Annotated in this window: 26 protein-coding genes and 3 pseudogenes; 8 read left to right on the plus strand and 21 right to left on the minus strand. The window is 64.2% G+C overall.

Features of this window, described 5'->3' with window-relative positions; genetic code table 11:
* Window positions 1–157: pseudogene (locus tag IQ782_RS05005) on the plus strand (S-(hydroxymethyl)glutathione dehydrogenase); the annotation flags it as partial.
* 277 nt (window positions 158–434) lie between these two features.
* The gene (locus tag IQ782_RS05010) at window positions 435–1,295 is read left to right on the plus strand and encodes an aldo/keto reductase (protein ID WP_194133537.1); all 861 of its coding nucleotides are present in this window, start codon (window positions 435–437) and stop codon (window positions 1,293–1,295) included.
* Window positions 1,296–1,461: 166 nt separating this feature from the next.
* Here IQ782_RS05010 and IQ782_RS05015 read toward each other — a convergent pair whose 3' ends face one another.
* From IQ782_RS05015 to IQ782_RS05055, 9 genes are all read right to left on the minus strand, one after another.
* Window positions 1,462–1,989: a GNAT family N-acetyltransferase gene (locus tag IQ782_RS05015; protein WP_194133538.1), complete on the minus strand. Its 528-nt coding sequence runs from the start codon at window positions 1,987–1,989 to the stop codon at window positions 1,462–1,464.
* A gap of 88 nt (window positions 1,990–2,077) precedes the next feature.
* Window positions 2,078–2,641 (minus strand): helix-turn-helix domain-containing protein, encoded by a 564-nt coding sequence (locus IQ782_RS05020; protein WP_194133539.1) that lies wholly within the window; start codon window positions 2,639–2,641, stop codon window positions 2,078–2,080.
* Window positions 2,642–2,771: 130 nt separating this feature from the next.
* Window positions 2,772–3,779, minus strand: a complete 1,008-nt coding sequence (locus tag IQ782_RS05025) for a response regulator transcription factor (RefSeq protein WP_194133540.1) — start codon at window positions 3,777–3,779, stop codon at window positions 2,772–2,774.
* A 154-nt stretch (window positions 3,780–3,933) separates the two neighbouring features.
* Window positions 3,934–5,346: an HlyD family type I secretion periplasmic adaptor subunit gene (locus tag IQ782_RS05030; protein ID WP_194133541.1), complete on the minus strand. Its 1,413-nt coding sequence runs from the start codon at window positions 5,344–5,346 to the stop codon at window positions 3,934–3,936.
* Window positions 5,347–5,350: 4 nt separating this feature from the next.
* Complete coding sequence (locus IQ782_RS05035) at window positions 5,351–7,126, minus strand: type I secretion system permease/ATPase (RefSeq protein WP_194133542.1); 1,776 nt, start codon at window positions 7,124–7,126, stop codon at window positions 5,351–5,353.
* 18 nt (window positions 7,127–7,144) lie between these two features.
* Window positions 7,145–8,875 (minus strand): calcium-binding protein, encoded by a 1,731-nt coding sequence (locus IQ782_RS05040; RefSeq protein WP_194133543.1) that lies wholly within the window; start codon window positions 8,873–8,875, stop codon window positions 7,145–7,147.
* 138 nt (window positions 8,876–9,013) lie between these two features.
* Window positions 9,014–9,310: a hypothetical protein gene (locus IQ782_RS05045; protein WP_194133544.1), complete on the minus strand. Its 297-nt coding sequence runs from the start codon at window positions 9,308–9,310 to the stop codon at window positions 9,014–9,016.
* A gap of 232 nt (window positions 9,311–9,542) precedes the next feature.
* Complete coding sequence (locus IQ782_RS05050; RefSeq protein WP_194133545.1) at window positions 9,543–10,010, minus strand: hypothetical protein; 468 nt, start codon at window positions 10,008–10,010, stop codon at window positions 9,543–9,545.
* 818 nt (window positions 10,011–10,828) lie between these two features.
* Window positions 10,829–11,563 (minus strand): hypothetical protein, encoded by a 735-nt coding sequence (locus IQ782_RS05055; RefSeq protein ID WP_194133546.1) that lies wholly within the window; start codon window positions 11,561–11,563, stop codon window positions 10,829–10,831.
* A gap of 653 nt (window positions 11,564–12,216) precedes the next feature.
* Between IQ782_RS05055 and IQ782_RS05060 the strand changes: the two genes are divergently transcribed.
* A complete protein-coding gene (locus IQ782_RS05060) occupies window positions 12,217–13,395 on the plus strand; it encodes an RsmB/NOP family class I SAM-dependent RNA methyltransferase (protein ID WP_240989106.1) in 1,179 nt (392 codons plus the stop codon).
* Between the two features lie 47 nt (window positions 13,396–13,442).
* Here the strand turns inward: IQ782_RS05060 and IQ782_RS29665 are convergent, their stop codons facing one another.
* The 10 genes and pseudogenes from IQ782_RS29665 to IQ782_RS29685 form a co-directional block, all read right to left on the minus strand.
* Window positions 13,443–13,625, minus strand: a complete 183-nt coding sequence (locus IQ782_RS29665) for a hypothetical protein (protein ID WP_240989107.1) — start codon at window positions 13,623–13,625, stop codon at window positions 13,443–13,445.
* Window positions 13,626–13,703: 78 nt separating this feature from the next.
* A complete protein-coding gene (locus tag IQ782_RS30265) occupies window positions 13,704–14,159 on the minus strand; it encodes a cyclase family protein (protein WP_338092558.1) in 456 nt (151 codons plus the stop codon).
* Complete coding sequence (locus IQ782_RS30270) at window positions 14,156–14,383, minus strand: hypothetical protein (RefSeq protein WP_338092559.1); 228 nt, start codon at window positions 14,381–14,383, stop codon at window positions 14,156–14,158. The genes IQ782_RS30265 and IQ782_RS30270 overlap by 4 nt, the downstream gene beginning before the upstream one ends.
* Before the next feature lie 61 nt (window positions 14,384–14,444).
* A pseudogene (locus IQ782_RS30275) lies at window positions 14,445–14,861 on the minus strand (fumarylacetoacetate hydrolase family protein); the annotation flags it as partial.
* A 1-nt stretch (window position 14,862) separates the two neighbouring features.
* A pseudogene (locus IQ782_RS29675) lies at window positions 14,863–15,666 on the minus strand (alpha/beta hydrolase family protein); the annotation flags it as partial.
* Window positions 15,667–15,711: 45 nt separating this feature from the next.
* Entirely contained in the window at window positions 15,712–16,041 is a 330-nt protein-coding gene (locus IQ782_RS29680) for a hypothetical protein (protein WP_240989109.1), read from the minus strand.
* Window positions 16,042–16,177: 136 nt separating this feature from the next.
* On the minus strand, window positions 16,178–16,855 hold the full coding sequence (locus IQ782_RS05080; protein ID WP_194133548.1) for an MBL fold metallo-hydrolase: 678 nt from the start codon (window positions 16,853–16,855) through the stop codon (window positions 16,178–16,180).
* Window positions 16,856–16,908: 53 nt separating this feature from the next.
* On the minus strand, window positions 16,909–17,844 hold the full coding sequence (locus IQ782_RS05085; RefSeq protein WP_194133549.1) for an MFS transporter: 936 nt from the start codon (window positions 17,842–17,844) through the stop codon (window positions 16,909–16,911).
* A 144-nt stretch (window positions 17,845–17,988) separates the two neighbouring features.
* Window positions 17,989–18,696: a Rossmann-fold NAD(P)-binding domain-containing protein gene (locus IQ782_RS05090; protein ID WP_194133550.1), complete on the minus strand. Its 708-nt coding sequence runs from the start codon at window positions 18,694–18,696 to the stop codon at window positions 17,989–17,991.
* A 36-nt stretch (window positions 18,697–18,732) separates the two neighbouring features.
* Window positions 18,733–19,596 (minus strand): hypothetical protein, encoded by an 864-nt coding sequence (locus IQ782_RS29685; RefSeq protein WP_240989110.1) that lies wholly within the window; start codon window positions 19,594–19,596, stop codon window positions 18,733–18,735.
* A gap of 126 nt (window positions 19,597–19,722) precedes the next feature.
* On the opposite strand from IQ782_RS29685, the gene IQ782_RS05105 reads away from it, so the two are divergent.
* From IQ782_RS05105 to IQ782_RS05120, 4 genes are all read left to right on the plus strand, one after another.
* The gene (locus IQ782_RS05105) at window positions 19,723–20,514 is read left to right on the plus strand and encodes a LysR family transcriptional regulator (RefSeq protein WP_194133552.1); all 792 of its coding nucleotides are present in this window, start codon (window positions 19,723–19,725) and stop codon (window positions 20,512–20,514) included.
* A gap of 222 nt (window positions 20,515–20,736) precedes the next feature.
* Window positions 20,737–21,573: a hypothetical protein gene (locus IQ782_RS05110; RefSeq protein ID WP_194133553.1), complete on the plus strand. Its 837-nt coding sequence runs from the start codon at window positions 20,737–20,739 to the stop codon at window positions 21,571–21,573.
* 39 nt (window positions 21,574–21,612) lie between these two features.
* Window positions 21,613–21,927, plus strand: a complete 315-nt coding sequence (locus IQ782_RS30280) for a hypothetical protein (protein WP_194133554.1) — start codon at window positions 21,613–21,615, stop codon at window positions 21,925–21,927.
* A 154-nt stretch (window positions 21,928–22,081) separates the two neighbouring features.
* A complete protein-coding gene (locus IQ782_RS05120; RefSeq protein WP_194133555.1) occupies window positions 22,082–22,945 on the plus strand; it encodes a sucrase ferredoxin in 864 nt (287 codons plus the stop codon).
* Here the strand turns inward: IQ782_RS05120 and IQ782_RS05125 are convergent.
* Both IQ782_RS05125 and IQ782_RS05130 read right to left on the minus strand, forming a co-directional pair.
* The gene (locus IQ782_RS05125) at window positions 22,935–23,729 is read right to left on the minus strand and encodes an ABC transporter permease (protein ID WP_194133556.1); all 795 of its coding nucleotides are present in this window, start codon (window positions 23,727–23,729) and stop codon (window positions 22,935–22,937) included. The genes IQ782_RS05120 and IQ782_RS05125 overlap by 11 nt on opposite strands.
* Window positions 23,726–24,295, minus strand: coding sequence for an ABC transporter ATP-binding protein (locus tag IQ782_RS05130; RefSeq protein WP_194133557.1), 570 nt, complete (start codon window positions 24,293–24,295; stop codon window positions 23,726–23,728). The genes IQ782_RS05125 and IQ782_RS05130 overlap by 4 nt, the downstream gene beginning before the upstream one ends.
* Window positions 24,296–24,444: 149 nt before the next feature.
* On the opposite strand from IQ782_RS05130, the gene IQ782_RS05135 reads away from it, so the two are divergent.
* Entirely contained in the window at window positions 24,445–25,359 is a 915-nt protein-coding gene (locus tag IQ782_RS05135; RefSeq protein ID WP_194133558.1) for an ABC transporter substrate-binding protein, read from the plus strand.
* Window position 25,360 lies beyond the last annotated feature (1 nt).

The raw sequence follows: 25,360 nt of genomic DNA on the forward strand, positions 1-25,360 counted from the left end.
GGGCCGGACCGACGTGCCGAAGTTCGTTGACTGGTACATGGACGGCAAGATCGAGATCGACCCGATGATCACCCACAGACTCAAGCTCGAGGAGATCAACCACGGCTTCGATCTCATGCACGAAGGCAAGTCGATCCGCGCGGTGGTCGAGTTCTGATCGCTCCGGACCTCCGGCATGAAATTTCTCCCAGCAGGCGCTTGGCTTGCCGGGAGTTCGACACATCCTTCCTATCCGGATATTCGGAGCCGAGCGCGTTCTCCGGGCAATGTGCCCATTCATGCGTCGCTCTCATGAGTGCCTTCCATTCTGAGCGGATTATCCGGTCGGGCGGTCTCGCCTAAATACCGGGTCATGAAGCGGACAGGGCCGGTGAGGCGTCAGCGACGTCTCGTCGGCTACAGCTGTCCGGGAACCCGGAACCGGAGTGACACAGATGATCCTCGAAGAAACGTTCACCCTGCCCAATGGTGTCGCCATGCCGAAACTCGGCCTCGGCACCTGGATGATCGAAGACGATGTCGTGGCCGAGGCCGTGAAGGCGGCCATCGCGATGGGCTATCGCCACATCGACACCGCTCAGGCCTACGGCAACGAGCGCGGCGTTGGCCAGGGCATCCGCGAGAGCGGGGTGGCCCGTGACCAGCTGTTTCTGCAGACCAAGCTGGCGGCTGAGGTCAAGGACTACGATGGCGCCAAGGCGGCGATCGACGGCTCGCTCAAGACCCTCGGGCTCGATTATATCGATTTGATGATCATCCACAGCCCGCAGCCCTGGGCAGAGTTCGGCGGCGAGGACCGCTGCTTCGATGGCAACCTTGCCGCGTGGAAGGCGCTGGAAGAGGCCTACGACGCCGGCAAGATCCGCGCCATCGGCGTGTCGAACTTCAAGCAGGCCGACCTGCAGAACCTGCTGGATAACGCCACCGTCAAGCCGATGATCAACCAGGTCCTCGCGCATATCAGCAACACGCCGTTCGAGCTGATCGACTTCTGCCAGCAGAACGGCGTGATGGTCGAAGCCTATTCGCCCATCGCGCATGGCAAGATCCTCGACAATGCCGAGATCAAGGCGATGGCAGAAACATACGGCGTCACCGTCCCGCAACTCTGCATCCGCTATGTGCTGCAACTGGGTCTCGCGGCGCTGCCGAAGACCGGCAACCCGGCGCACATGAAGAGCAACGCCGAGCTGGACTTCGTGATCTCGGACGCGGACATGGACGCCCTGAAGAGCGCCGAGGAGATCAAGGACTACGGCGACGCCAGCATGTTCCCGGTCTACGCCAAGGGCTGATCCGCAAGGGCGAAGCGGGACGCTTCGTCCCGAGAGACGTCGCGCCATTGGCGCGGCGTCGTCGCAGGTTCGAGGCGGCAGTCAGGAACGCGCGGACCCTTAGCGCGGCCGGTTCGGAAATCGCCGGGTGCCGAACGGGCCGCAGGGCCGGTCGGGGTCGCGGCGATCAAGCGCCGGTGGATCGGTCTGCCGGGGAGCGCTCGTCGAGCGTCAGCTGCAGGAAAGCGAGGTCGAGCCAGCGGCCGAATTTCGTGCCGACGTGGCGCAGCAGCCCCGCCTGTTCGAAGCCAAGTCTTTCGTGCAGGCGGATCGAGCCGATGTTGCCCGCCTCGATCCCGGCGACCATCACATGCTTGCCGGCGGCACGCGCGCGATCGATCAGGGCCGTCATCAGGGCCTTGCCGATGCCGGCGCCGCGCTGGTCGCCTTGGACATAGACGGAATGTTCGACGGTATGGCGATAGCCCTCCCAGGCGCGCCAGTCCCCGAAAGAGGCGTAGCCCAGCACCTCGCCTTGCGCCGAGATGGCCACCAGCACCGGATATCCGGCCGCTTGCCGATCCGCGAGCCAGGCCCGGCGGTTGTCTATGCCGACCGTGGTTTCGTTCCAGATCGCGGTCGTATGCGCGACGGCATCGTTGTAGATCGCCGTGATCCCTTCGAGGTCACGATCCTCGGCGTCGCGAATTTGCATCTTCGGCTCCGTTGTCGGCACTATGTTGGCCGCGATATCCAATATACTGGATATGCCGTCAATATGCCTGAGCCGACGCGAGGCCGGGTTACCCGTCCCTCAGCACTGCCACGACATAGGTGCACGGCGGATGCCCCTCGTTTCGGAAGACGCAGTCTTCGGGCGCGCCCAGATGGAGGCAGTCACCGGGGTGAAGCTCGTGGCGGACATCGCCTTCGACAAAGACCAAGACGCCTTCCAGAACCCAGATCATTTGCCGGATGAAGGCATAGGCCGATGCTGGCATGGCAACTTCCTTGCCGCCGGGAAGGGTGACCTGCACGAGGTCGAGCGGCATCTCGGACTTCGGCGAGACCTGACGGCGGATGTACCCGGTTTCCGGATCGGTCCAGACCGGCTGGTCGTCCCGGCGCAGGAGCGCGCCGCCCGCGGCCTCGGCGCGGGCGAGCAGGGTGGACATGCTGAGTCCGAAGGCCCCGGAGAGTTTCCCGAGTAAATTGGCGGTCGGCGAACTGTCACCGCGTTCCACCTTGTGGATCATGGCCCGAGAGACCTGAGCCCGCGCGGCAAGGTCGGTGAGCGACCAGCCCCGGCTTTCCCGCTCGGCGCGGATGCGGGCGCCCAGTCTGATGTCGATGTCTGCATGCGTCATCGTGATAACATAGTAGACATCTCGCGGATCCAGCAAGATCATGTTGGACGCTGGGAAACGCGCGCCTTCACCGATGCACGGCAGTGGCGAGGAGAGGGTGGCTTCCGCTCAAACAGAGTTCCGGCGCGGGCTATGTCAATCGGCGCGGCGTGTCCTGGTAGTGATGCTGATCATCCTCGGCGTCACCTAGAAGCCCCCGACCCAATGTCTCGCGTGTTTCCACGGCCTCAAGCTCGCAGACCTGAAGCTTTCTGAGGTCGCCCAAAGAGGAGCCCTCGCGAGATGTCTCGGGTATCAGAGGCAGAGCGCCGGACTCCGCTGCAACGGCCTGGTGAGCCATCTGGGCATGATGACAGGCGTGTTCATGACGCGAGGCAATCAGGGCCGCTTCCGTGCGGTTCTTCGCGCCGAGTTTGCGGATCACCTGACGCACCTCCAGTTTCACCGTCGCCTCAGAGGTGCAGAGAACCTTGGCAATCTCCTTGTTCGACCGGGCTTTTCTGAGGTTCATCAGGACGGCAGATTGACGTTCTGTCAGCCCCTCCAACTGCGGTGCGCCATTCTGCACGGAAGCCTTTGCGCGCGGCATCAGCAACTGGCCATTGCGTTTGGTGGGGGGTGGCCCGCTGGGCGTGGTGTCCGTATCATCCGGAGAGCCTTCGGGCTCTTCCCGTTTTGCGGTAGGGGCGTTCAATCGAGGAACGCTGTTGCCCTGTTCCAGCACGGACGGTGGAACGACGATGCCTCCATGCAGCAGCAGTTCCAGCGAGCTCAGAACCTGGCTTGGGTCCATGGATGCCGGAATGACGCCGCGCGCGCCGGCCCGAAGGGCGGACTGGACGAAGTCTGCGCTCGCGGTGTTGCAGAGCAGCAGGATGGGCTCGATGACTCCGAGGCGATTTATGTCCCTGACGATCGCGAACCAATCCATTTCACAGGCATTCGTCCTGGCATTTATGATGCACATTCCGCGCTGAAAAATCTGATCGATGCATCCTGAAGCGCTGGGTTGGACTTCTTCTATCCGCATGTTGTGAAGCTGCGCGAACCCCGCAAGGAAGTGAGAAAGCTGCGCTCTGGTCAGTGGCATTTCGTCCACAAGATACAGGATGCGATCCTTAGCTCTGGAAAATCTCATCCTTCCCCCCTTTCGATAAGTCCGGGCCGATGCACGACGGCCGCAATTCTTCGTAAATTCGCGTCTCACAAGTGTTTGAAAACCCTCCGGTTGATTGCGCTGAACCCAGGTGGACCGACTTCGGGTCCTTGGGAAAATGGCTTCATGGTGATCGCTATCCTTCGCGCATGCCGTTCTGCAAAAGAGCCTCGAAGGGCTCCCAGAGGTAGCTCAATACCGATCTCTCTCGCGTTACGACCAGGACACTGACCAGCATCCCCGATCTCAGTTCAATGTTGAGGTCCGAAAGTTCAGAGGCATCGACCTCGACGCGGATCGGGTAGTAGGTCGTATTCGAATTCTCGGCACGCGCCGTGTCGGCGGACACCATCGTCACCGTGCCGACGATCTGCGGCATGCTGCGCCCGGAGAATGCCGAAAGACGGATGTTCGCGGGCATTCCAATCTCGACGGCGTCGATGTCATTCGGCGAAATCCTTGCGTCGATGAGCAGGCGCTCCCGCGCGGGTACAACATCCAGGATCGCCTCACCGGGTTGGATGATCGCACCGGCGTTTCTGATCCTGATATTCGAGACGATCCCATCAACCGGAGAGCGCAGCTGTTCGCGACCAAGCACAGCGTCGAGCGCCAGAAGCGACTTCTCTATTTCCGCGATCTCGCTGCGGATTTGCACGGCGCGCACTGCGAGCGTCTCCACGTCCTCGGCCTCGCGGGCCTTGAGGTCCATTTCGATTTCCCCGATTTCCTTGCGTGCTTCCGCCACCGCCGTGACCTGGCTGCCGCGCAATCCCTCCATGTCGGCAATGGCGCGGCGCAGCCGGAGCACCTCGCCCTTGGCGGCGAGCCCCTTGCCCAGCAGAGCAAGCTTGTCCTCCAGTTCCTCGTGCATGAGCGCGAGTTGCTCGGCGGCGCTGCGCACCTGAAGCGAATGCCCCGAAATGGTTTCCTCGAGTTGCGCAATGCGTTGGCGAAGCAGGCGCTCGCGCAGGTTGCGGAAGTCGAGCTTCGCGTCCAGGGCGCGTTGCTCGACCTGGAAGGCGCTCGCGACAACCGGGTCCTGCGGGCTGAAATCCTCGGGGATGGCCAAGGCCTTTGAGCCGGCGATCTCCGCCGCGATCCGCGCCTGTTCGGCGATCCGCGTCAGGCGCCGGTCTGCAAGTGCCTCTGCCTCGCTTCTACGCGCGGTCACGTCGAGCGTCATCAGGACGTCGCCTTCGTGGACAGTGTCACCGTCGCGGACAGTGATACTTTTGACCAGGCCCCCTTCGAGGTGTTCAATCGTCCGCACGCCGCTGTCCGGGCTGATCTGGCCGGCAGCAATTGCTCCGCCCGAGAGCGGGGCGAGCGCGGCCCAGCCCCCAAGACTCCCGAGGAAGGCGAGGAGAACGAGGAAGCCGAACCGTCTTGGGGCCCGAATTGCGTCGGAGATCGTGCCGTGGGGGTAGGGCGCGTGCGCTTGCCCCGGTCGATTTGGCCAAGCGGCACCATCCGAAGCGAGCTGGGGGGCGCGCGGCGCATTGCGAGGGTTGAGAGTATGCAGGGTGTGTCCGGCAGCAATCGACATCTTTTCAGGTTCCCCCGGACTCTGCGCGCCCCGAATCTGGGACGGGCCGCTCCCCTTCGGTTGAAGACGACTGGGCCTGCGCCCTGCTGGCAGCCGTTGCCTCGCGCATTCTGCCAAGCACCTCCTGGCGCGGTCCGAATGCCTGTACCATCCCGCCTTGGAGCAGCAGCACCTTGTCGCTTTGGGCGAGCGTTGACGGGCGATGCCCCACGATCAGCAGCGACGCCCCGGCCTCCTTGAGTTCCAGAACCGCGGCCGACAGCGCGGTCTCACCGGCCTGATCCAGATTTGCGTTCGGCTCGTCCAGCACGATCAGGGCCGGTGACCGGAAAACGGCCCGCGCGAGGCCGACGCGTTGCTTCTGTCCGCCCGAGAGGCCGGCACCGCGCTCCCCAAGCCGGGTTTCGTAGCCCTGTGGCAGCTGCGATATCATCTCGTGGACATGGGCGCGCCTGGCGGCGGACACCACCTCCTCCGGCGTGGCCTCGCCCATGCGCGCGATATTCCTGCGGACGGTCCCTTCAAAGAGGCCCACTTCCTGCGGAAGGAACCCGATGTGGGGCCCCAGAGCATCCGGGTCCCAATGTTCGATCCTGACACCGTCGAGGGAGATCGTGCCCGAGTTGGGTTTCACAAGCCCGACGATCGCGCGGCAAAGCGTGCTTTTGCCTGCAGCAGATGGGCCGATCACCGCAACGACCTCGCCCGGCGAGATGTCAAAGCTCACGCGGGCAAGCTGCGCACCATTCGGACCGATCACCGTGAGGTCCTTCACCTGGAGTCGCCCCGCGGGGGCCGGCAAAGCCATCCGCACCGGGTCACTCGGGAAGGCGCTGACCAGGTCTTTCAGCCTGCCATATGCGAGCCGGGCTCCGGAAAAGTTCTTCCAGGCTGACATCGCATGATCGACCGGGGCGAGGGCCCGGCTCAGGAGGATCGATCCGGCAATCATCGAGCCGGGTGTCGTCAGCCCCCTGATGACCAGGAAGGCACCTGCGCCAAGCATCAGGCTCTGCGAGAAATACCGCAGGAACTTCGCCGCGCCGGTGAAATAGCTGCTCAACTCGCTGGCACGAAGCGTTTCGGTCAATGTCTGGGCATTCTGGGTTTGCCAGCGTGCGAGCATCGCGCCGATCATTCCCATGGCCCGGACCACCTCGGCATTTCCGATCGTGCCTTCGGCCAGGGTGTTTCCCTTGATCTGGCTGGTGTTCGCGGATTTCAAAAGACTGCGTGTGGCAAGTTCGTTTCCCAGGCTCAGCATCAACAGAAGCACAGCCGCGCTGAGGGCGATGGTCCCCAACAACGGGTGCAACAGCCAGGTCACGACAATGAAGAAGGGCGTCCAAGGCAGGTCGAAAAAGGCTGTCATCGCCGGGCCGCCCATGAATGACTGGACTTGCCCGAGGTCGCGAAATGCCTGCCCGCCTGCGGATTGGCCGCTGAGCTTGGACTTCAGTCCGACGCGCAGGAGCTCCGGTCCGAGGGTCTGGTTGAACCACACGCCGATCCGCAACGCGACCGCGGTTCGGGCGGTCTCTAGCATGGCCATTGCGAGCAGGGCGACGCCAAGAATGCCCGTCAGCAGGAACAGCGTCTCATTTCGCCCGCTGCTCAGGACCCGGTCATAGACCTGAAGCATGTAAAGCGGCGAGGCCAGCATCAGAAGATTGATGGCGAGGCTGAAGACTCCGATCGTCAGGAATCCCCCGCGGCACTTTCGCAATGTTTGCACGAGAATGTTGCCGGGCTCAGAACGGCGATGGGACGACAGTGCCATGGGTGCGCGCTCCTCGGTTCAGACCAGGTAGGTGCCCGGATCGCTGAAGAGGAAGAAATCGATGAGGTTGGCGCGTTCTTCGGCAAGATCGTCATCGGCGGTTCCCATGATGACCCAGGTTTCCTGCCCGCCGGTCTCGAAGACCAGCGCATGGCTGCCGAACGCCGCGTCCCATCGGTAGTCCCAGTCGGAATGGATGCCGATGCTGTCCTGCCCGCCGGTCGCGGTGAAGTTGTAGTCGATGATGAGGTTTATGCCGGACACACCGATGAATGTATCGGAGCCTGTCTGGCCGTACATGTAGTTCACGCCGCCATTCCCGACCAAAAGGTCATCGCCGGTGCCCCCCGCCATCGTGTCCTGGCCAGCTCCGGAGATCAGCTTCTGGTTGCCGTCCTGGCCGATCAGGCGGTCGTTGAACGCGCTGCCCTCGATGCCTTCGACCGAGACAAGCACGTCCCCAACCGCATCACCCGTGCCGCCCTGCTGGTAGATCGCGGATTCCGACAGGGTGACGCTGACTGCGGCCGAAGAGGTCGCGTAGCTGACCACATCGAAGCCGCTCTGGCCGTAGATCAGATCCGCACCCTCGCCGCCGGCCAGGTAATCATCCCCGCTGCCGCCATCCAGCGTGTCGTTGCCCAGGCCGCCGAAAAGACTGTCCTCTCCCGCACCGCCCCCAAGCGTGTCGTTTCCGGCCATCCCGTAGAATGTGTGGTTCCCGATATCGCCGACCAGATAGTCGTTGTAGGCGCTGCCGATCGCGCCGTTGATCTCCTCGTAGAGATCACCCAGGGCGCCGCCTCCGCCGGCGGTGCGACCGGCATCGGTCAACTCGACAGTCACCGCCGAGGCGCTGGTCTCATAGGTGACAAAGTCATAGCCGGTATCGCCGCCGCCCAGGTCGCCATACATGAGGTCGCCGCCGCCGCCGCCGTCGATCGTGTCATTCCCCGACCCGCCGTAGATGAAATCGTCGCCAAGCCCGCCGTTCAGGACATCATCGCCGGCATCGCCGACAAGCGAGTCCGCGCCTTCGCCGCCGCTGACCGTGTCATTGCCGCTGCCGCCAAAGCCGAGATCGTTTCCTGCGCCAAGCACCAGCTCGTCATCGCCCTGGTCGCCACTGGCGAAGTCATTGCCGCCGCCGGTGAGGATCGTGTCGTTGTCCTCGCCACCTTCGGCGAAATCCTCGCCGCCCGATCCTTGCAGCATGTCATCACCGGCCCCGCCCATCAGATAGTTGCTGCCGGTTTCCCCGATCAGGGTGTCGTCGCCGTCGCCGCCGTAGAGCGTGTCGTCGCCCGACGAGCCGGACAGCGTGTCCGACCCTGCGCCGCCAATCATCGCGTCATTGCCGCGCCCGCCAAGCAGAAGATCGTCACCCGCGCCGCCATCCATGCTGTCGTCGCCGTCGCCGCCATCGAGCGTGTCATCGCCATCGCTGGACGCCTCGGAGCGGGGATCGTTGAAGTCCGCCCGGCCAACGTCTCCGTAGAGCACATCATTGCCGGCATCGCCCCTGAGCAAGTCAGAGCCAGCACCGCCGACGGCCGTGTCGTCGGTTCCGGCCGCCATGACGGTATCGTCGCCATCGCCGCCATCGAAGTAGTCGGCCAGATCACCGGCTGCGTCGCGGCGCGAGACGTAAACGCGTAGAAAATCATTGCCGCCGAGCCCAAGAATTCGATACGCGCCCGCAGTCCTGATATACAGGGTGTCATTCCCCCCGGTGCCAATCTCGTCCATTTTTATCTCCTAATGTTTGGTGCGTGGCCGCCATATTGAGTTTTTCGAAATGTACAGAAAGGCTGGGCGCATTTCTTGGGTGTGGACTTTGAGAGCGGAAGTGGCGAGCGGCCAAAATAAGCCGCTCGCCATTCTTGTTCAGTCTACGGCCGAGGTAATGCTGCCGGTAATGCTCGACAGCTGATCCTCAAAAGTGAGAACCGAGATATCCAGCGACGTGAAGGTATCGGTCCCCACCGCTTCGATGTCGAAAATGACATCAGCGGTGTTGCCTTCAATGCAAGTGACCGCCGTGACATAGGAATCGATGTTGGTGGTGTCCGTATGGGTGGTCGTCGATTCCGTGGTGAGCGTCACGTCGACAGTGACGTCGATGTCCTTGTCGAAATCGACATCGATGCTCGGAGGGGCGGGGGGTTTCGGCTTGGGAAACATGATCTTCAACTCCTCTGAATTCGTTGGATAAATTTATTTAATTGCGCCAAGTCATCTTGACGTGAGTAGACGATCAACCAGGACTAGATGGAAAACAACAGATATATTGGATAATATCCATAAGATCTTGGAATTTATTCTCAATCCATTTTCATGGTTACCGTCAGGGTATCTTTCTTATTCTATCCTGGCGTATGGCGCTATTGGTCTCGGCCTATTTCGGGTGTTGAGATTATATGAAGTCCAGAAAGAACGAATATGTGAACTGGCTGGGCGCCGCGTCCGATTCCACGGATTCTTCGGTCGTGGGCGGGGTGACAATGCCCGATCGGGACTGCACCTTTATGCTAAGATGCGCTTCGAAAAATCCTTCGTTTTCACCTGAGCCGACCTCTATCGTATTTGAGATATAGAGTTCCTGAGTCGCATCATCTCCGGTCGCCAACTCAAGTTGGGAGCGCCATGTTGACTCAGTTTCATCTATGGAAGTGATTAATTCTCCATCCGCGGGGGAGTCTTCGCTCCAGTCGGAAAAATCCAGAACATTCCTCGCCCTTATCCCCCTGATGCCAAAATCGAACACATCCTCGTATTCCAGGATATCCAGACCCTGTTCGTTTGGCCATTCAATGGGAACTTTGGTCTCTTCGAGCACCTCTGGTGAACTGGAAGAGGTCGAATATGCGCTCAAGTTAAGCATTTTGTCCTCCTGCGTGTGTGTATATTCTACACCCGATCGATCCCCCGGAGGGTTGAAATTGCGATACCTATTCCTTTGGTGAAGAATTCGCATGGCACGTGGCGACAGGGGGATCACCGAAAGCGCGCCGCATCCAAAATTTCGCGAGTCAGGTCAAGGCCGTGCCGGCGGTCCGATAGAGCTATCCAAAGGAGCGGGACGCTCGGTCAAGGGAGTCCCTTGTGGGGATTGCGATAAACTGCATGCGGCGTTCGGTTGCGGCAAGAGCAAGAGCTGGTCACAAAGCGCTGCAAACGCAGACGCGAAATGAGATGCGATTATTACCTAGTTTTTTCAGGAGTTTGGTGGTGTGAAGTCAAAAGTGCTTATCCATTTTTGCGCCTGGCGTCGCGAGCTGAAGAGGTGAAGCAATTTCGAGATCGGGGCGGCGTCCAGGTGGGCAAGGATTTCTCGAAAGGATGGCGCCGTGTTGCTGTCCACGCCCCCATGCGAGGACAACTGGTCAGTTGGGGTGCGGTCCCAAAACCCTCATGGCTCTGTCGTGACGGGTGCCCGACGTGTCGTGTGAACCAACGGTCGGGCGCATATGCGCGTTTGAAACATGGCTGCGCCCCATATCACATCCCTAGAGTTGACTTGAATTCGATGTTGACGTCTGGCGAGTATCCTCTCTTTCTCAAAAAAGGTTAGGCGCGCCATCGGCGCGCCGCGAAAAGTGAAGAGCCAGAAGCGATGGTCGTCAGGGTGCTTGATCCAACTATGATCCGTGTCCTGCACTCCATTCAGTGAAAGTATTTGGGACCAAATGGGACGTAACTTCAGCCGATGGCCAGGAACGCATCAATTGCCGATCCGGAGTATGTGTCCTCGATGGCGAGCACCCCGGCGTAGACATCTACAAGTGAATCCTCGGCATTTGCCGTCACGTCGAATTCTGCCGTCGCGACGTTTCCGTCTGCGACGTTGTGATAGCTGTGCGTGTGATGGTCCGAGTCCGGCGCGACAATAACCGGTTCGTTGCTCTCGTAAAATGCGAAATCGACGGCAAGAACTTTTGTGGTGGTCGTCTCCCAGTTTTTTCCGGAAGTTGTGCCGGTCCAGCTGAGAACGAAATCCGCGCCACTCACATTGCTATAGGCGTCCGTCGTCACGAATTCGGCCCCACCTTCGGCGGCGGCTTGAAATGTCGCGTTGCCGACGGCGATAGACGCGTTGTCTGTATCGGTAATTTCTGCGCTGAGGTCAGCGCTGGCAATAGTGTGTTCTCCGGCCGCTTGAGCGCTGCCTCCTATTTCCATGTCGATGGCGGAATCAAATGGTCCGCTATACCCATCATTATCGCTTATCCTGCCAGATAGATGCTCTACGCGGTCGGCGAGCCTCTCCAGCATGTCCACGGCCCGATCCATCATTCTGTCGGACCAGTTGTTGCTATTGAGCATCTTGGCGATGCTGGAAATTTGGGAATAAATAAATTTCGACAGCATGAACCTGCCTCCGCCCTTGATGAAAGACTGTATTGGGGTCACGTGGGTAATGGTGGCATTTTTCACAGAAGAGGCACAGGTCTCCTTAGATACACTGGCGGCCTAAAAGGGGTGCATTGCTAAGCGGTCGTGGAGGAAGGGAAATATCCTTCGGATATAGATATCACATCTGGGGTTTCTCGGTAATTGATAAGAGTGCAGCCCATCGGATATGCCTTGGATCCGGAATCACTCATCTTGGGTATTCCGCTCCAATTAAGTCGCGCCCGGTGGGACCCATCGCAGGAACTGCGCCTTGCGCCCTAGACACGCAAAGCAGGAAAGCCGTGCAATCTGCGCGATTTTCAGGGCCCCCGTGGCAATCGTGGCAATCGCGGCAATCGCGGCAGGCGGCGCGGCGTCACACTCCGGTGACACGAAGAAAGCCGGTTTCCAAAAGCTGGTGCTGCAGGTAAGCACATCGCCACGGCCACAGGGCCGCTGGCAGCTGACGGACTCGCGAGAGCAGCAGCCAGAAATCCTCCGTCGCTTTGCCCGCAGCCTCTCAACCTGACAGTCTGACCATGATCCCATCCGCCCGCCTTCAAGCCGCCCTAGAACTGCTGGGGGACGTAGACAGTGCCGCACGTCCCGCGGATGCCGTCATTTCGAGCTGGCTGCGCTCCAGGCGAAAGATGGAGGACAGCGACAGGGGGAAAGTCCTTGACCTGCTGGCCGAGTTGCTGCGCGCGCGGGCGCGGCTGGATTGGTGGCTGGACAGGCTGGGGCGGAGCGATACGTCGCGCAACCGGCTGCTGGCGTTCCTCGTCCTCGCGGAGGGCAGGACGCCCGAGCAGGTGAAGCGGCTGTTCAATGGCGGCAGGTTCGCGCCCGCTGCCCTGACAGAGCGCGAGCATGCGCTGCTGGTCAAATTGAGGGGCAGCACGTTGGTCCATCCCGCCATGCCCGACGACGTGCGCCTGGAATGCCCCGACTGGGCGTCTGAACCGCTGCGTCAGCGTTTCGGAGACAGTTTCGAGACCGAGATGGCGGCGCTCCTGAGCCCGCCGACGCTCGATCTTCGGGTCAACACGCTCAAGGCGAGTCGCGACGGCGTGTTGCGCGAGTTGACGGACATCGGGGTCCGGGCGGAGACCTCGACGCGGGCGCCGCAGGGGCTGCGCGTTCGGGAAAGCCTTTCGCTCGCCCGTCTGGCACCGCTGAAACGCGGCGAGATCGAGATTCAGGACGAGGGGTCTCAGCTGGTTGCCCTGCTGGTCGATGCCCGGCCCGGCGATCGCGTGGTGGATTTCTGCGCCGGGGCCGGGGGCAAGACCTTGGCGATTGCCGCCCAGATGAACAACAAGGGCAGGATCATTGCCTGCGACGTCAGCGAAGGCCGTCTGAAACGCTCTGCGGAACGCTTCCGCAAGGCGGGCGTGCACAATGCAGAGACCCGGCTGCTGGCCAGCGAAACGGATCGCTGGGTCAAGCGGCACAAGGGCGGCTTCGATCGGGTTTTGGTGGATGCGCCGTGCAGCGGCACGGGCACCTGGCGCCGAAACCCCGATGCGCGCTGGCGCGCGACGCAGGAACAGGGGCTGGACGCGCTCGTGGCTCTGCAAGCTCGCATCCTGGCCAGTGCGGCGCGCCTCGTGAAGCCGGGTGGTCGCCTCGTCTACGCAACCTGCTCGATGTTGTCGCGGGAGAACGAGGAGCAGGTGGCAGCCTTCCTCGCGGCCCATCCGGATTTCGAAGCGCTGCCGCTGCGCGACACCGCTCCGCATCTTGCGACTCTGGCCGAGGGCGACCACCTGTCGCTGACGCCCGCGCGCCATGACACCGATGGCTTCTTCGCGGCCGTCTTGCAGCGCGCGGAAACTGCCGCGACACGGCACCCGGCTCAGGAGCCCGCCTGATCATTCGGGCGGAGCGCTGTCTCAGCCCTACCCGGCCGTGATCGGCGTCACTCGGCAAGGAGCGCCACCGGCCGGCAGCAGCCAGCAGAACCTCGAGCGACCTTGATCGGGAGGCAGATGACCTCGAAGCCGTGGTCCGGCAGCAGATCCAGGCTCGCAAGCTTTTCCAGGTGGCAGGAGACCGTCTCGGCCCCGGCCTTGTGGCCTTCCCGGAAGCTCTCCCGTTTCACGGCGGCCTTGGCCCTCTCCGCCACCGCCTTCAGCGGTGCGTCCCAGCTCCAGGCGTCGGTGCCGCAGTAGGCAGCGATTTAGCCGGGCTGGCCATGGACGCCGGCGCCTGTGTCGACCAGCACGATCTTTCCGGGCTGTAGATCGTGCTCGAGACGGGCGAACTCGGCCGCCATCTTGGCGGCGCTGACCACGTGGCCGTCGGGCAGGTGGCGGAAGTCAAGCTTCACGCCCGGTCCCATGCACCACGCGAGCGGCACCTCGTCGATGGTGATGGCGCGCTCGCCGTGGTTCATCGTCGGGCGGCAGTGCCAGGGCGCGTCGGGATGGGTGCCGTTGTGGGTTGTCAGCGGCAGCCGCCCCACCGCCGCAGCCGCGCCGTCCATCTGGTGCGCGACCGGGATGCCGATCATCTGCTCGTCGTCGCGCGCGCCGCCCGAATGCTCCATGTACTCGATCTTGGGACACATGCCCGGCGGGTCGGCGGGCACCTCGTCCGTCAGCGTGACCGATAGGTCGATGATCCTGCGGCTCACGTGCGGCCTCTCTTGGTGACCTGCTGGTCGATGGCGCCGAAGAGCGCCGCGTGATCCCGGCTGCGGGATTCCATGAACGCCCGGTCGCCGTAGCCCATGTAGGGCGTGCGCGGCGCGCCGTCGTCGAGCAGCTCGATCGCCCGGCGCTCGGCAAGACAGGAGGAGTCGACCTCGCGATAGCTCTCGTTCGATACGGTGCCCGACCCGAGAACCGTGCCCGCCACCAGATCGCGCGAGCGCGAGGGCGCGCAGCGACCAGTCGTTGATCTGTACCACGAGGCGAATGCGCGCGGCGGCCTCGGCGGCGGTGCTGCCCATGGCGACGTGATCGCAGATCACCTCGAACTCGCCCTCGAAGTTGATGCCGTCCGCTTCCGTTGGCAGCGGCACGTCCTGCGTCGCGCCGAGGAAGCGGTCCGACATCCCTTGGTACATCAGCGGCCGACCCACGGGATTGGGCTCGAGCCCGAAGACCTCCCGCATCAGCTCGCCGTGGCTGCCATGGGCAGAGCCATCGAGCCATTGCCTGGCGCGGGGCAGCGTGGCGTATTGCTCTTCGAGGGCCGGGGCGAAGGTGTCTCGGTCCTCCATCAGAAGGCGCAGGCTCTCTACCCCCTCGGCCGGGGTGCAGCGCGTGTTGTTGCGGGAAACGAGGTGCGGTCGTCCGTCGGGGTTGCGACCCGGAAGCGTGGCGAAGCGCATCTCAGCCCTCCGCCTTCAGCCGACCGCCGAGCGTCTCGGCGAACCACTCGGCGATGAAGTTCCGGCCGCAGGTCATGTTGTCGGCGCCCACATGCTCGACCCCGCCCTCGCGGTCGGTGAAGATCTTCAGCGCGCGGCGCGCGGAGCTCACCAGCAGGTCGTAACTCTGGTGCGCGTGGTCGAGCGCGATCTGCCGGTCGTTCGCGCCGTGGGTGACGAGGAAGGGGACCTTGATCTTCTCCATCTGCCCGTCGAGGCAGAAGCCCGCCGCCTTGCCTAGGAAGTCGTCCATATCCTTTGCGCCGGAAACCCAGATGATGTGGTTCCAGTAATCTGGCACCGGGTTTTCGCCCTCGCGCTTGAGGCGCTTCTGCTGCACCTCGGCCCAGTTGTGGTTGGCGCCCCAGACCGCGCCAGAGGCGAAGCGCGGTTCGTTGGCGCAGACCCGCGGCGCGTAGTAGCCGCCGAGCGAGATACCAGTGACGCCGATGCGCGCCGCGTCCACCTCCTCGCGCGCGGCGAGCCATTCGTAGACCGGGGTGCCCCATGCCTCGCTGTCGAAATGCGCGGGCAGGTCCTGCAGGCGCAGGCTCTCGCCGGTGGCGGGCTGGTCGACGCAGAGCGTGGCGATGCCGCGCTTGGCCAGCGCGTGCGGCAGGTAGGACCAGTAGAGCAGTTCCTTGCAGCTATCGAGGCCGTTCAGGTAGACCACCGCCGGGGCCGGACCCTCGACGCCCTCGGCGGGGGTGTAGATCACCGGGATCACCTTGCCTTCATAGGGGAACTCGAAACGACTCACGCTCTCGCCGGAATACTCCGTGCCCGTGAGGAAGTTTGCGAGACCCTTCCGTCAGGACACCATCCGCTCGGGATCGCCCCGGCCCAGCATACGCTCGGCAAGGATGTAGTACAGCGCCGCGCGCTTGAGCTTGCCCCCTGCCGAGAAGAGCTTGCCCTCGGCTTTTTCCTCGGTCGCGATCGCGGTCAGCTTGTCGGCGACCCGCACCCATTCGACCATGAAGTCGCGGGTGCCCGCATCCTCGCCGTTCTTGTCCTTCTCCAGCAGCGAGTGGCACATGTCCATGATCTCGCCGATCTCGCCGATCTCGACACCCGAGGCCAGCGCGATGGAGACCGTCAGGTTCCAGACGTAGTTGGGGAAATGGTTGAACATCGCCATGCGAAGGCTCCTTGGATCATCGGGAACGTGCCGGGGCGGAGGGACCCCCGGACGGAGAGGAAATGGGCGCTGACCCATTCGGAAAATTGAAAGGCATGATCCCGGTCATCCATGCTTTGAATGACCGGGACAAAAGTCAGCACCGGCCCATGTCTTCGCCAATGACCGCCTCGTTCGGGCCGGTGTCTCCGATGTAGAGGATCGAGCGATCCGGAGTGTCGAAACGCAGCGCCGGGGACTCGTATTTCTGGTCCATGTCGGTGCCGTGGGCGAAGGAGGTGTGCGTGTTCTTGACCGCTGTGACGGCGACGTCGCCGCGCGTGACGACATCGCCGCCGCGCATCTCCTGGACGGTGCAGAGCGATTGCGGCGCGATCGGATCGGTGCTGTCCAGCCCGTAGGCGGCTTCCATAGCCGGTCCCATGCCCGCGATGATGCCTTCGACCAGGGCGGTTGTCCCCGGCGGTCCGTAGATTGCGACGGGCCTGCCAGGGCGGGTCTGGAAGCGCAGGCCGAGCAGCGCAAACAGCCCGCCGACGTGATCGAAATGCGGGTGACTGATGAACAGACTGTCAAGGTTGGCTGTCCTGACATCGGCTCCAGCGAGGCGCCCGGCGAAGCCGTCACCGACGTCGACCAGAATATTCAGATCGTCCACCTGCAGTAGGTTCGCGGGCTGCGAGCGGTCGTAGGTCGCGATCGGCCCTCCGCGCGTGCCGAGTGTCGTCAAGGCGGTCTCGGCCAGCGCCGGCAGGGCGGTGCATGACAGCCTCGCCAGCGTGGCTGCCGAACGCTTGAAGTTTGTCTTGAACATGTGGGTCTCCTCCTCAGTGCCGGGTCCACCAGGAGGCGGACCCCTATTTCAGTTCACCGTGCGCCACGGGTGCCGGGGGCGAAGCAGGTCACCGAAAGCCCGGCGATCAACACCGCCATGATCCCCAGCGCCCCGATGGAGAAGCCCTCGATCAGGACGCCGTCGACGATCGGGTCGAGTGCCGAGCCGATCATCAGCATCGCCGGGGTCGCGGCGGCGGCTCGGCCGGAGCGATCCATGCGGGCCAGCAGGCCGAAGGCGAAGGTGTGGGTGAAAACCTGCACCGTCGCGAAGACCGTCGCGACCGGGGCCCAGACACTGAAGGCGGTGGCGAAGGTCAGCGCCAGCGCCAGAACGGCCTGCACCTCGGGGCCCGCCATGACGACGCGGTGTGCAGGCGGCCGTCTCTCCAGCCGCGCGGCGAGCGGGGCGGGGCCTGCGGCGCGCGCTCTGGCGTCGGGAAAGGCCAGCAGGGTTGCCAGCGCGGCCACCGCCATGATCGCGCCAAAGCCGAGGAACAGCGCCGCACCGCCATGCTTGATCAGCAGCGGTGGCACCGTGCCCATGTAGATCGCCCCAAAGAGCCCGAGCCCGGCACCCGCGATGGCAAACAGACGATGCGGCTTGCCCGAGCGGCCCATGGTGCCATGCACGAGGCTCAGCGCCACGCCGTTTGCCATGCCGCCCAGCAGGTGCAGCACGGCCAGCGGCAAGAAGGTGCTCTGACGTGTGGCCAGCACGAAGACCAGCGCCGGCAGGGCGAAGCCCGCTACCGTCAGCGCCTTGCGCGGCAGGCGGGTAAGGTTGCGCGCGGTCAGCAGGCTCGCCAGCACCGCGCCGATCAGGAAAAGCGTGACCTGCGCCCCGGCCTCGCGCGGGCCGAAGCCGAAATGGGCGATCAGCGCGCCCACCCAGACCGGCAGTGCGCCTAGATCGACGAGGCCCGCGCACTGCCCGACCACCAGCGCGGCGGCCCCGGTCCGTGCCATCTCTGTTCTTGCCGTGCCCGGCGCAGCGCTCACCGCCGCCAGAGATGTTCCGGTATCACTCGTCCGCTGTTCTTCTCCCTTTGGGTCAGCTCCCCCGCCGGCCCTTGAGTGCCCTGTCCCTGCGGGGACAGGTTTTTTCCACGCTCAGACCGGCTCGGTCACGGTCCCGGCGCGCAGCAGTTCCTCGGCGATGACCAGCCCGTCCACCATGCCGATGCAGGCCCAGGCGCCGAGATGCGGCGTGGTGGCGTGCACCGCGTCGCCGATCAGCATCACCCGGCCGACGTGCCAGGGCTGCGGCGGCAGCTCGGCGTCCACGACCCAGTCGTTGCTTGGGCGGTCCTCGGTGACGAACATGCAGCTGCGCCCCTCGATGATCGGGTTGATCCCGGCCTTCAGCCCCCTGCCAAGCCACATGTTGAGCGTCTCGACCCCTTCCGGCGTAGGAAGTTCGGCGCGCCAGACGGCTTGGCCGACATAGGCAGGTATCGGGGCGTCCGGCATCAGCCTGGCCCGGGTCTTGGAAAAGAGCCCGTCGGTGCCGATCACCGCGTCGTTGCGGCCCGTGCTGCCATCGGTGAAACTGACGGTGACACCGCTTTCATCCTCGTCCAGCCTCTCGAAGCTGCATCCGAGCTTCACCGCGACGCCCGCCGCGCGGGTGGTCTTTGCAAGGTTGCCCGCCAGCGACGGGCGCATGATCGCGGCATTTCCCGGACGGCCGGTGCCGGGCATCGGCGGGGTGGGGGTGGCGACGATCACTTGGTCGCTGTGCGGCATGCGCACCACCAGCCCGTCGGTTGACGGGCGGGTCTGCTGGAACATCTCGAGGATGCCGAGCTGCGCGAACACCCGCAGCGTCGCGCCATGCAGGCCGGTCCCCGCGCCCTAGCTGCGCCAGCCCGCACTGATCTCGACGAGGTCGGTCTCTACGCCGCCGCGCGCCAGCATGATCGCCGCGGACATGCCTGAAAAGCCGCCGCCGATGACCAGAACCTTCTGTACCGCTGCCATGATCAGCCCTCTCGTGCTGCGCGTCAGGCAACCTGTGCCGGGACGCTGATGGACCCGTCCTCTGCCTTGGTGAGAGGCACGCGGGTCAGGCTTCTTCTCAAGCAAGGGCCCGACACGCAGGCCCCTCTCTCGATTTCGAAAAGTGCCCCATGTGCGTGACAGGCGATGAGCGTTCCATTGCCTTTCAGGTAGGCGTCGCTGTGCCAGACCATCGGCGTGCCGCCTCGGCTCACCACGATCGCGTTGCGCGGGGCACCGGTCAGGGGCAGGAAGCCGCGGGCGGTACCCTCGGGAATGCCGTCCCGATGGCACTGCCCGCGGCTGCCCCGCGCTCATGGCGTGCCAGGTGCGCTTCCCGGACCGCCCTCGGGGCCGCCGCCGGGGGCCCATTTCTCGCGCCACTGCAGCAGGAACATCTGGCGCGGCTCCGGGGCCGTTCAGCGCCTCGCGCGCGACCCATGTGTCGTCGTGCTTGTCCATGCCGGGCACGAAGAGCATCACGTGGCTCAGCGAGCGGGGCGGGGCGGGCATGTTGTCGGTGACGCCAAGCTCGTTCGGCGCGGGCAGCTTGGGGCCGCCCTTGGGTCGGGTGATGACGCCGGTGCCGTCCAGGGTCTCGAAGAGCCTTCCGGACGCGTCGAGCTGGACCGGCTTCGGGCCGAAATCGGTCAGATAGGTTATCGATCCCTCCAGATCGTCCACCCCGAACACCGGGTCGTCGGGTCCGATGATGCGCATGGCAAGGCGCCTCGGTCTGCCGGCACCCAAGGCGAAACCGGGTGAGAACCTTGCTCGCCAATCCTGGAGCTTTGGCAGGGGCATTTAAAAAATTGTTTCGATGAATGGCTGACGTTGATGCGGTGAATGCGTGGGGAGGAGCCCATACGGATCAACAAGCTCGACATGAACCTGCTGGCGGCGCTGGACATTCTGCAGCAGACCCGCAGCGTGACGCGGGTGTCGGAGGAGATGTTCCTCACCCGGTCGGCCATGTCGAATGCGCTCGGGCGGCTTCGGACCTTCTTCGACGACCCGCTTTTGGTACAGGTGGCGAGGGACGTGGAGCTTTCGCCGCTTGCCGAGACGCTACGGAAGCCGGTGCGCGAGATCATGATGCGGGTGGAAAGCGCCACGCGCATCCGCCCGGTCTTCGATCCGCTCACCGACGCGCGGACCTTCAACATCGTCATCTCGGACTATTCTATGGCGGTGCCCGGCGCGCAGCTGTCGCGCCGGGTGGCCGCGCAGGCGCCGAACATCCGGCTCAATCTGCGCCCGCAGCACGCCGATCCGAGCAGGCAGGTCGACCGGGGCGAGACGGACTTGCTGATCGTGCCCGACTACCTTGGGGTCAGCGACCAGGAGCACGAGATCCTCTTCGAGGACGAGCTGGTGGTGCTGGTCGACGCCAGCGGCCCGCACGTCGGGGTGGAGATGACGCTCGAACGGTTCGCCGCCGCGCCGCAGGTGCTGATGGAGCCGCTGACCGGACAGGAGAGCTATCCCGCCGTGTCGATCCGCAATGCCGGGATCGTGGCGCACAAGGTGCTTTGGTCCTTCCTCTTTTCCTCTGTCCCAGAGCTGATCCGCGGCACCGATCGGATCAGGTTCATCCAGCGCCGCCTCGCACAGCTTGCCGTCGCACGGGGGGCATGAAGATGCATCCTGCACCCTTCCCGGTGGCAGCGTTGCGGCAGAGCACCCGCTGGCATAGGCGCCGCACCCGCGATCCGGGCTGATCTGGATGCGGACGCTTCTGGAAGCCTGCGTGGTCGGGAGCGAACAGGCGGGATGACCGGGGAACGTTCGGCCATCTCGCGGACGTACCGCGGGACACTGCGTCCGGCCACAAGACGGCGGGACTCGCGGGGCGTCCTCTTGCCTGAAGGACGGCGCCGCTGCGCGCCGAGTACCCCCGCCGGGCCGGAGGACGCCCAGCACCCCACGGCAGCCTGTGGCCCGCCGCCCCTGTCGATCCGTGTGCTGGCCAACATGGGCCGCACCGGACTTTTGGGGATCATGTCCTCGAACGAGCGCGACGGCGCGGTGCAGTCCCGCGTCGCCTTCGGCCGCGGCATGTCGGCGCTTCCGGGCCGTCCCAGGCACGGCTCCACCGACGGCGTGAGCGAGCTGCTCACCCCACTGAGTGCCATCGTCCGACTGAACACCGGTCCGAGCGACAGCGCTTCTTACCTGCGCTTTTCCCAGGACAACGGCTGGTCGGATGCCTGCCGTACCGAGAACGCCGGTACCGAGATGGAAAACGGCAGCGAAGCCCACGGCCTTGGCGCGCAGTATTTCTACGACCCGAATGCCAATCTGATGCTGGGTCTCGGGGTCGCGATGAACCGCAACGAGGTCGAGATGCGCCACAACGACGGCAGCAGCGAGGTCGAGTTCTGGGCGCTGCGGGCCGATGTGCTGAAGGTGGTGAACGAGACCCGGGGTGTCGCCCTGCGCGTCGGCTGGTTCAATGAAGCCGCCGAGACCGGCATCCCGCTGCCCTTTGCCACGATGGAATCCGAGCAAGGGGCGGAGCGACTCTACCTGCAGGCCGACGCCGTGGGCACCTTCCCCAGGGCCGACATCGCTGCGCTGCCGGAAAGCTGGATCGCGCGTTCCACCATCGGCGCGGGCTGGCAGAAGATCTGGTTCGACGAAGTCACCAACTCGCTGGGCGCGACTATCAAGGGGCCGCGGGGCGAAAGCACCTAGGACTACGGATCGGTCCATGCGAAGGCGGCGCTGCAACAGGTGGGACCGGGCAAGCTCCATCCCTACGCGGCGCTCGGCATCGACGTCGAGTTCGTCAATTCCTACGACAGCGATGAGGATGAGACGGCCTATCTGAACAGTTTTGCAGAAGCGCGGATCGCACTGTCGCGTTCTGCGATGATCAATGTCAGCGACGGGCGCTACGACGGGTTCACTGGCAATCGCACCAAAGAGCCGCTGGTCGTGGCGCTTGGCGTCACCTTTCGACAGGGCGCATGCCCCGGAACCTCCGAGGCATGCGACTCCCACGGTTGGTCGACCATCGGGCGATGTGTGTTTCCAGACCGCATATGAGGGGTGCGCTGGGCAGCGACATCGACGCACAAGAGAGTCTGCACGCCCGGCAAGGTCGCCCGTAATTCTTGATAATTTCCTTCATGTTTGCCACAGGAGGCGGGATCGCGGCTTCGCGCCGCGGGTCTTTGCAGGTTTCTTGAGGATCGAGCCAGTGACAAAACGCGACTTCTGTTCCGACGCAAGTCGTGCCGTGGGCGAGCCGCTGGCGGGAACCGCCAAGCATCCGGAGCGTCTGCTGCTGATCCGCTGGCCGAAAGGTCGGTGGAGCCGGAACCTCGCGATCGCCCAAGACATGTCGCCGGAGCTTGTCGATGTCATCGAAGCGCTGCGTGCCGACGGGCGGAGGGTCAACCTCATCGACCGCAAGCAAGAGGCCGGGGGGCGCTGCCGCCTGCGGCTCTATCCCGAGCAGCTGGGCTGCGACGTCGATTGGGCGGAACTGCCGGGGGTGCTGCAACGGCTTCGAGACGGTGATGTGACGGGCTGGATCGCGCTGGACAGGCCGGTGATGCTGGTCTGCACGCATGGCCAGAAGGATCGCTGCTGCGCCCTGCACGGCTTCGCGCTCTACCAAGCGCTGCATGAACACGCGCCGGACTTCGAAGTCTGGGAGAGCACCCATCTCGGCGGGTGTCGGCTTTCGGCAGGGGCGCTGGTGCTGCCGGCTCTGCACAAATACGGCAGGCTGCTGCCGACCGATGCAGCGCCGCTGCTCGAGGCGGAACGCAGCGGCCGGCCTTGGGCCGAGAAATGGCGGGGTCCGTGCGACCTTGTGCCGGAGGCGCAGGCGGTGGCCGTGGCGGCTGCACGCGCCGGGCTTGTTGATCCCGGTCTCGACAACCCGCGTCCGGGTATCTGGCGGGCAACGACGCTGGCGGACACAAGGTGGTTCGCCACCGCGCGCGATCAGGTAACCCGCCCCCCCACGTGCAGCGATCTCGACCTTGGCTGTTCTGAGGAAGCCGAGGTCTATCACGTGCGGGAAATCGCGGGGCCGCTGGTGGCTATTTCCTGACTGCCAGCCGATCGAGCCGCAGCCGGTGCCGGGCATCCGTCACCCGCTGCGCCATGGCGTAGGTCGCACCAAGCGTGCCCAGGGCCGTCGCGCCGGCGAGCAGGAACATCAGGAACATCTGCAGGCGCGCGGCACCGAAGACCTCGGCACCGGCCAGCAATTGCCCGGTCATCATGCCGGGAATGGTCACGACGCCAATTGCCGCCATCGCGTTGATCGTGGGCATCATACCGCGCGTGACGGCTTGGCGGATCACCGGCCGCAGGGCCTCGTTCCGCGTCGCGCCGAGGGCAAGCCGCGCCTCGATCCCGCGTGCGTCCCGCAGCACCCCCTGCGCGAAGGTATCGAGCGACAGCGAGACCCCGGTCATCGATGCACCGGCCACCATCCCGAAGATTGGCAGGGCAGTGCGTGGATGCCACCAGGAACCGTCGTCGCCCAGCAGCAGCAGCGCGGGAAGCGTTACCGCAAGTCCCGCCGTAAGCATGGCGGTGACCCCGACCAGTCCGGTCCACAGCCGCCCCGGAGGCTGTTCCTGCCGGGCCACCACCTCGGCGCCCGCAAAGCCCGCCATCACCACCATAGCGGCAAGGGTGACAAGAAAGGTCTCGGTGCGGAACAGCCAGCCCAGAACGAAAGCAAGGCCGACGAGTTGCAGAACCATCCGCAGCGCCGAGATCAACAAGGACCTGCCAAAGCCGAGCCTTAGCAGCCGTGACAACGAGGCGCAGAAGATCACCAGGCTCGCGGCGGCCAGGATTTCGCCCGCGTTCGGGGCGGTCATCGGTGCAGCCTCAGCCGTGATGTTCTAAGCCGCTCGGCCTGGTCCTCGTCGTGTGTGACCAGCACTATGGCGCCGCCCGAGCTCAGGAACGCCTTCAGGAGCGCTTCCACGAGCGCGGTGCTCGCGGCGTCGAGCGAGCTTGTCGGCTCGTCGAGCAGCAGAACGCGCGGTGCATCCTCCATCGCGCGAAGCAGCGCTCCGCGCTGCCGTTCTCCGGAAGAGAGCTGAAGGATCGGCGCATCCAGCCGGTCTGGCCTCAGCCCCACCGCGGCGAGATCATCCGCCGTGGGCGGCACCGAGAAATGCGCCCCCAGCGTCGGCTCCCAGAAGGCAGCCTCGGCGGCGAGGTAGCGGATGTCACGGCGCCAGTCAGGGGCGGCGAAGCTCTCGCAGGGCCGGCCGTCGAGGCTGATCTGTCCCTGCGCGGGATCAAGATCGGCAATGGCGCGCAGCATCAGCGACTTGCCGGTTCCCGACGGCCCGGTCACGGCAAGGCAGCATCCGGGCTTTAGGTCAAAATCCGGCACCTGGCCCGCGGTGGTCACCAATTGGCTGACGGATAGCATGGCGTCCTCTCGCAAGATCGCGGTCTTCCTGCCGCAAGCGGGGTTCTGCGACAACCACTTCTTGCGCCGCGTGCCAAGTGGCGCTTTACCAGCTGGAATTATCCGACTATTCCACTCGGACAAATCGGGACGCTCCGGGAGGAATTGCAATGCGCACCATCTTGTCTGCACTGGCGATCATCGGCATCTCTGCGACCGCAGGATTTGCACGCGACGTGACCCATGCGCTTGGAACCACCGAGGTGCCCGATGCTCCGCAGCGGGTGGTTGTGCTGGAGTTCTCCTTTGTCGATGCGCTGAGCGCCGTGGGTCTCGCGCCGGTGGGCATTGCCGATGACAACAAGCGCGACCGCATCCAATCCGTCCTCACCGATGTCATCGGCGATGACTGGACCAGCGTCGGTACCCGCAAGACCCCGAGCCTCGAGGTCATCGCCTCGCTTCAGCCGGATCTGATCATCGCCGACAAGACGCGGCACGAGGCGATCTATGACACGCTGGGGCAGATCGCGCCGACGGTGGTCTACGACAGCCTCACCGGCGACTATCAGGATGTGCTGGAAGAGGCGACGCGCATTGGCGAAGCGGTCGGTCGCGCCGAGGAGATGGCGGAGTTCCAGCGCGCGCATGCGGCCCGTATGGAGGCCATTCGCGACGAGGTCGCGGACTCCGTCGTCGGGCGCGCCGCGCAGTTCGGGGTGATCAATGCCAACGGCTTCTGGCTGCACAGCCCGCAATCCTACGTCGGCAGCCTGCTCGACTATTTCGGCTTCGCGCCCGTCATGAGCCCGTCCGGGGACGACAGCTATGGAGAGCTTTATCAGCAGGTGACGCTCGAGCAGGCCTCGGAGCTCGAGCCCGCGGTGCTGATCCTGGGCAAGATCGAGGGCGAGCATACGCTCGACCTCGACTGGGCGGACGAGGCTCTTTGGCAGCAAATCCCGGCGGTCCGAGACGGCAATGTCTTCGACGTGTCCTCGAACCTCTGGTCCCGCTCGCGCGGAATGCTGACCGCAGAGGCCACGGCACGCGACATCCGCGAGATCGCGCAGTCGCTGAAGTGAG

The organism is Salipiger mangrovisoli, assembly GCF_015223355.1.
Taxonomy (GTDB): domain Bacteria; phylum Pseudomonadota; class Alphaproteobacteria; order Rhodobacterales; family Rhodobacteraceae; genus Salipiger; species Salipiger mangrovisoli.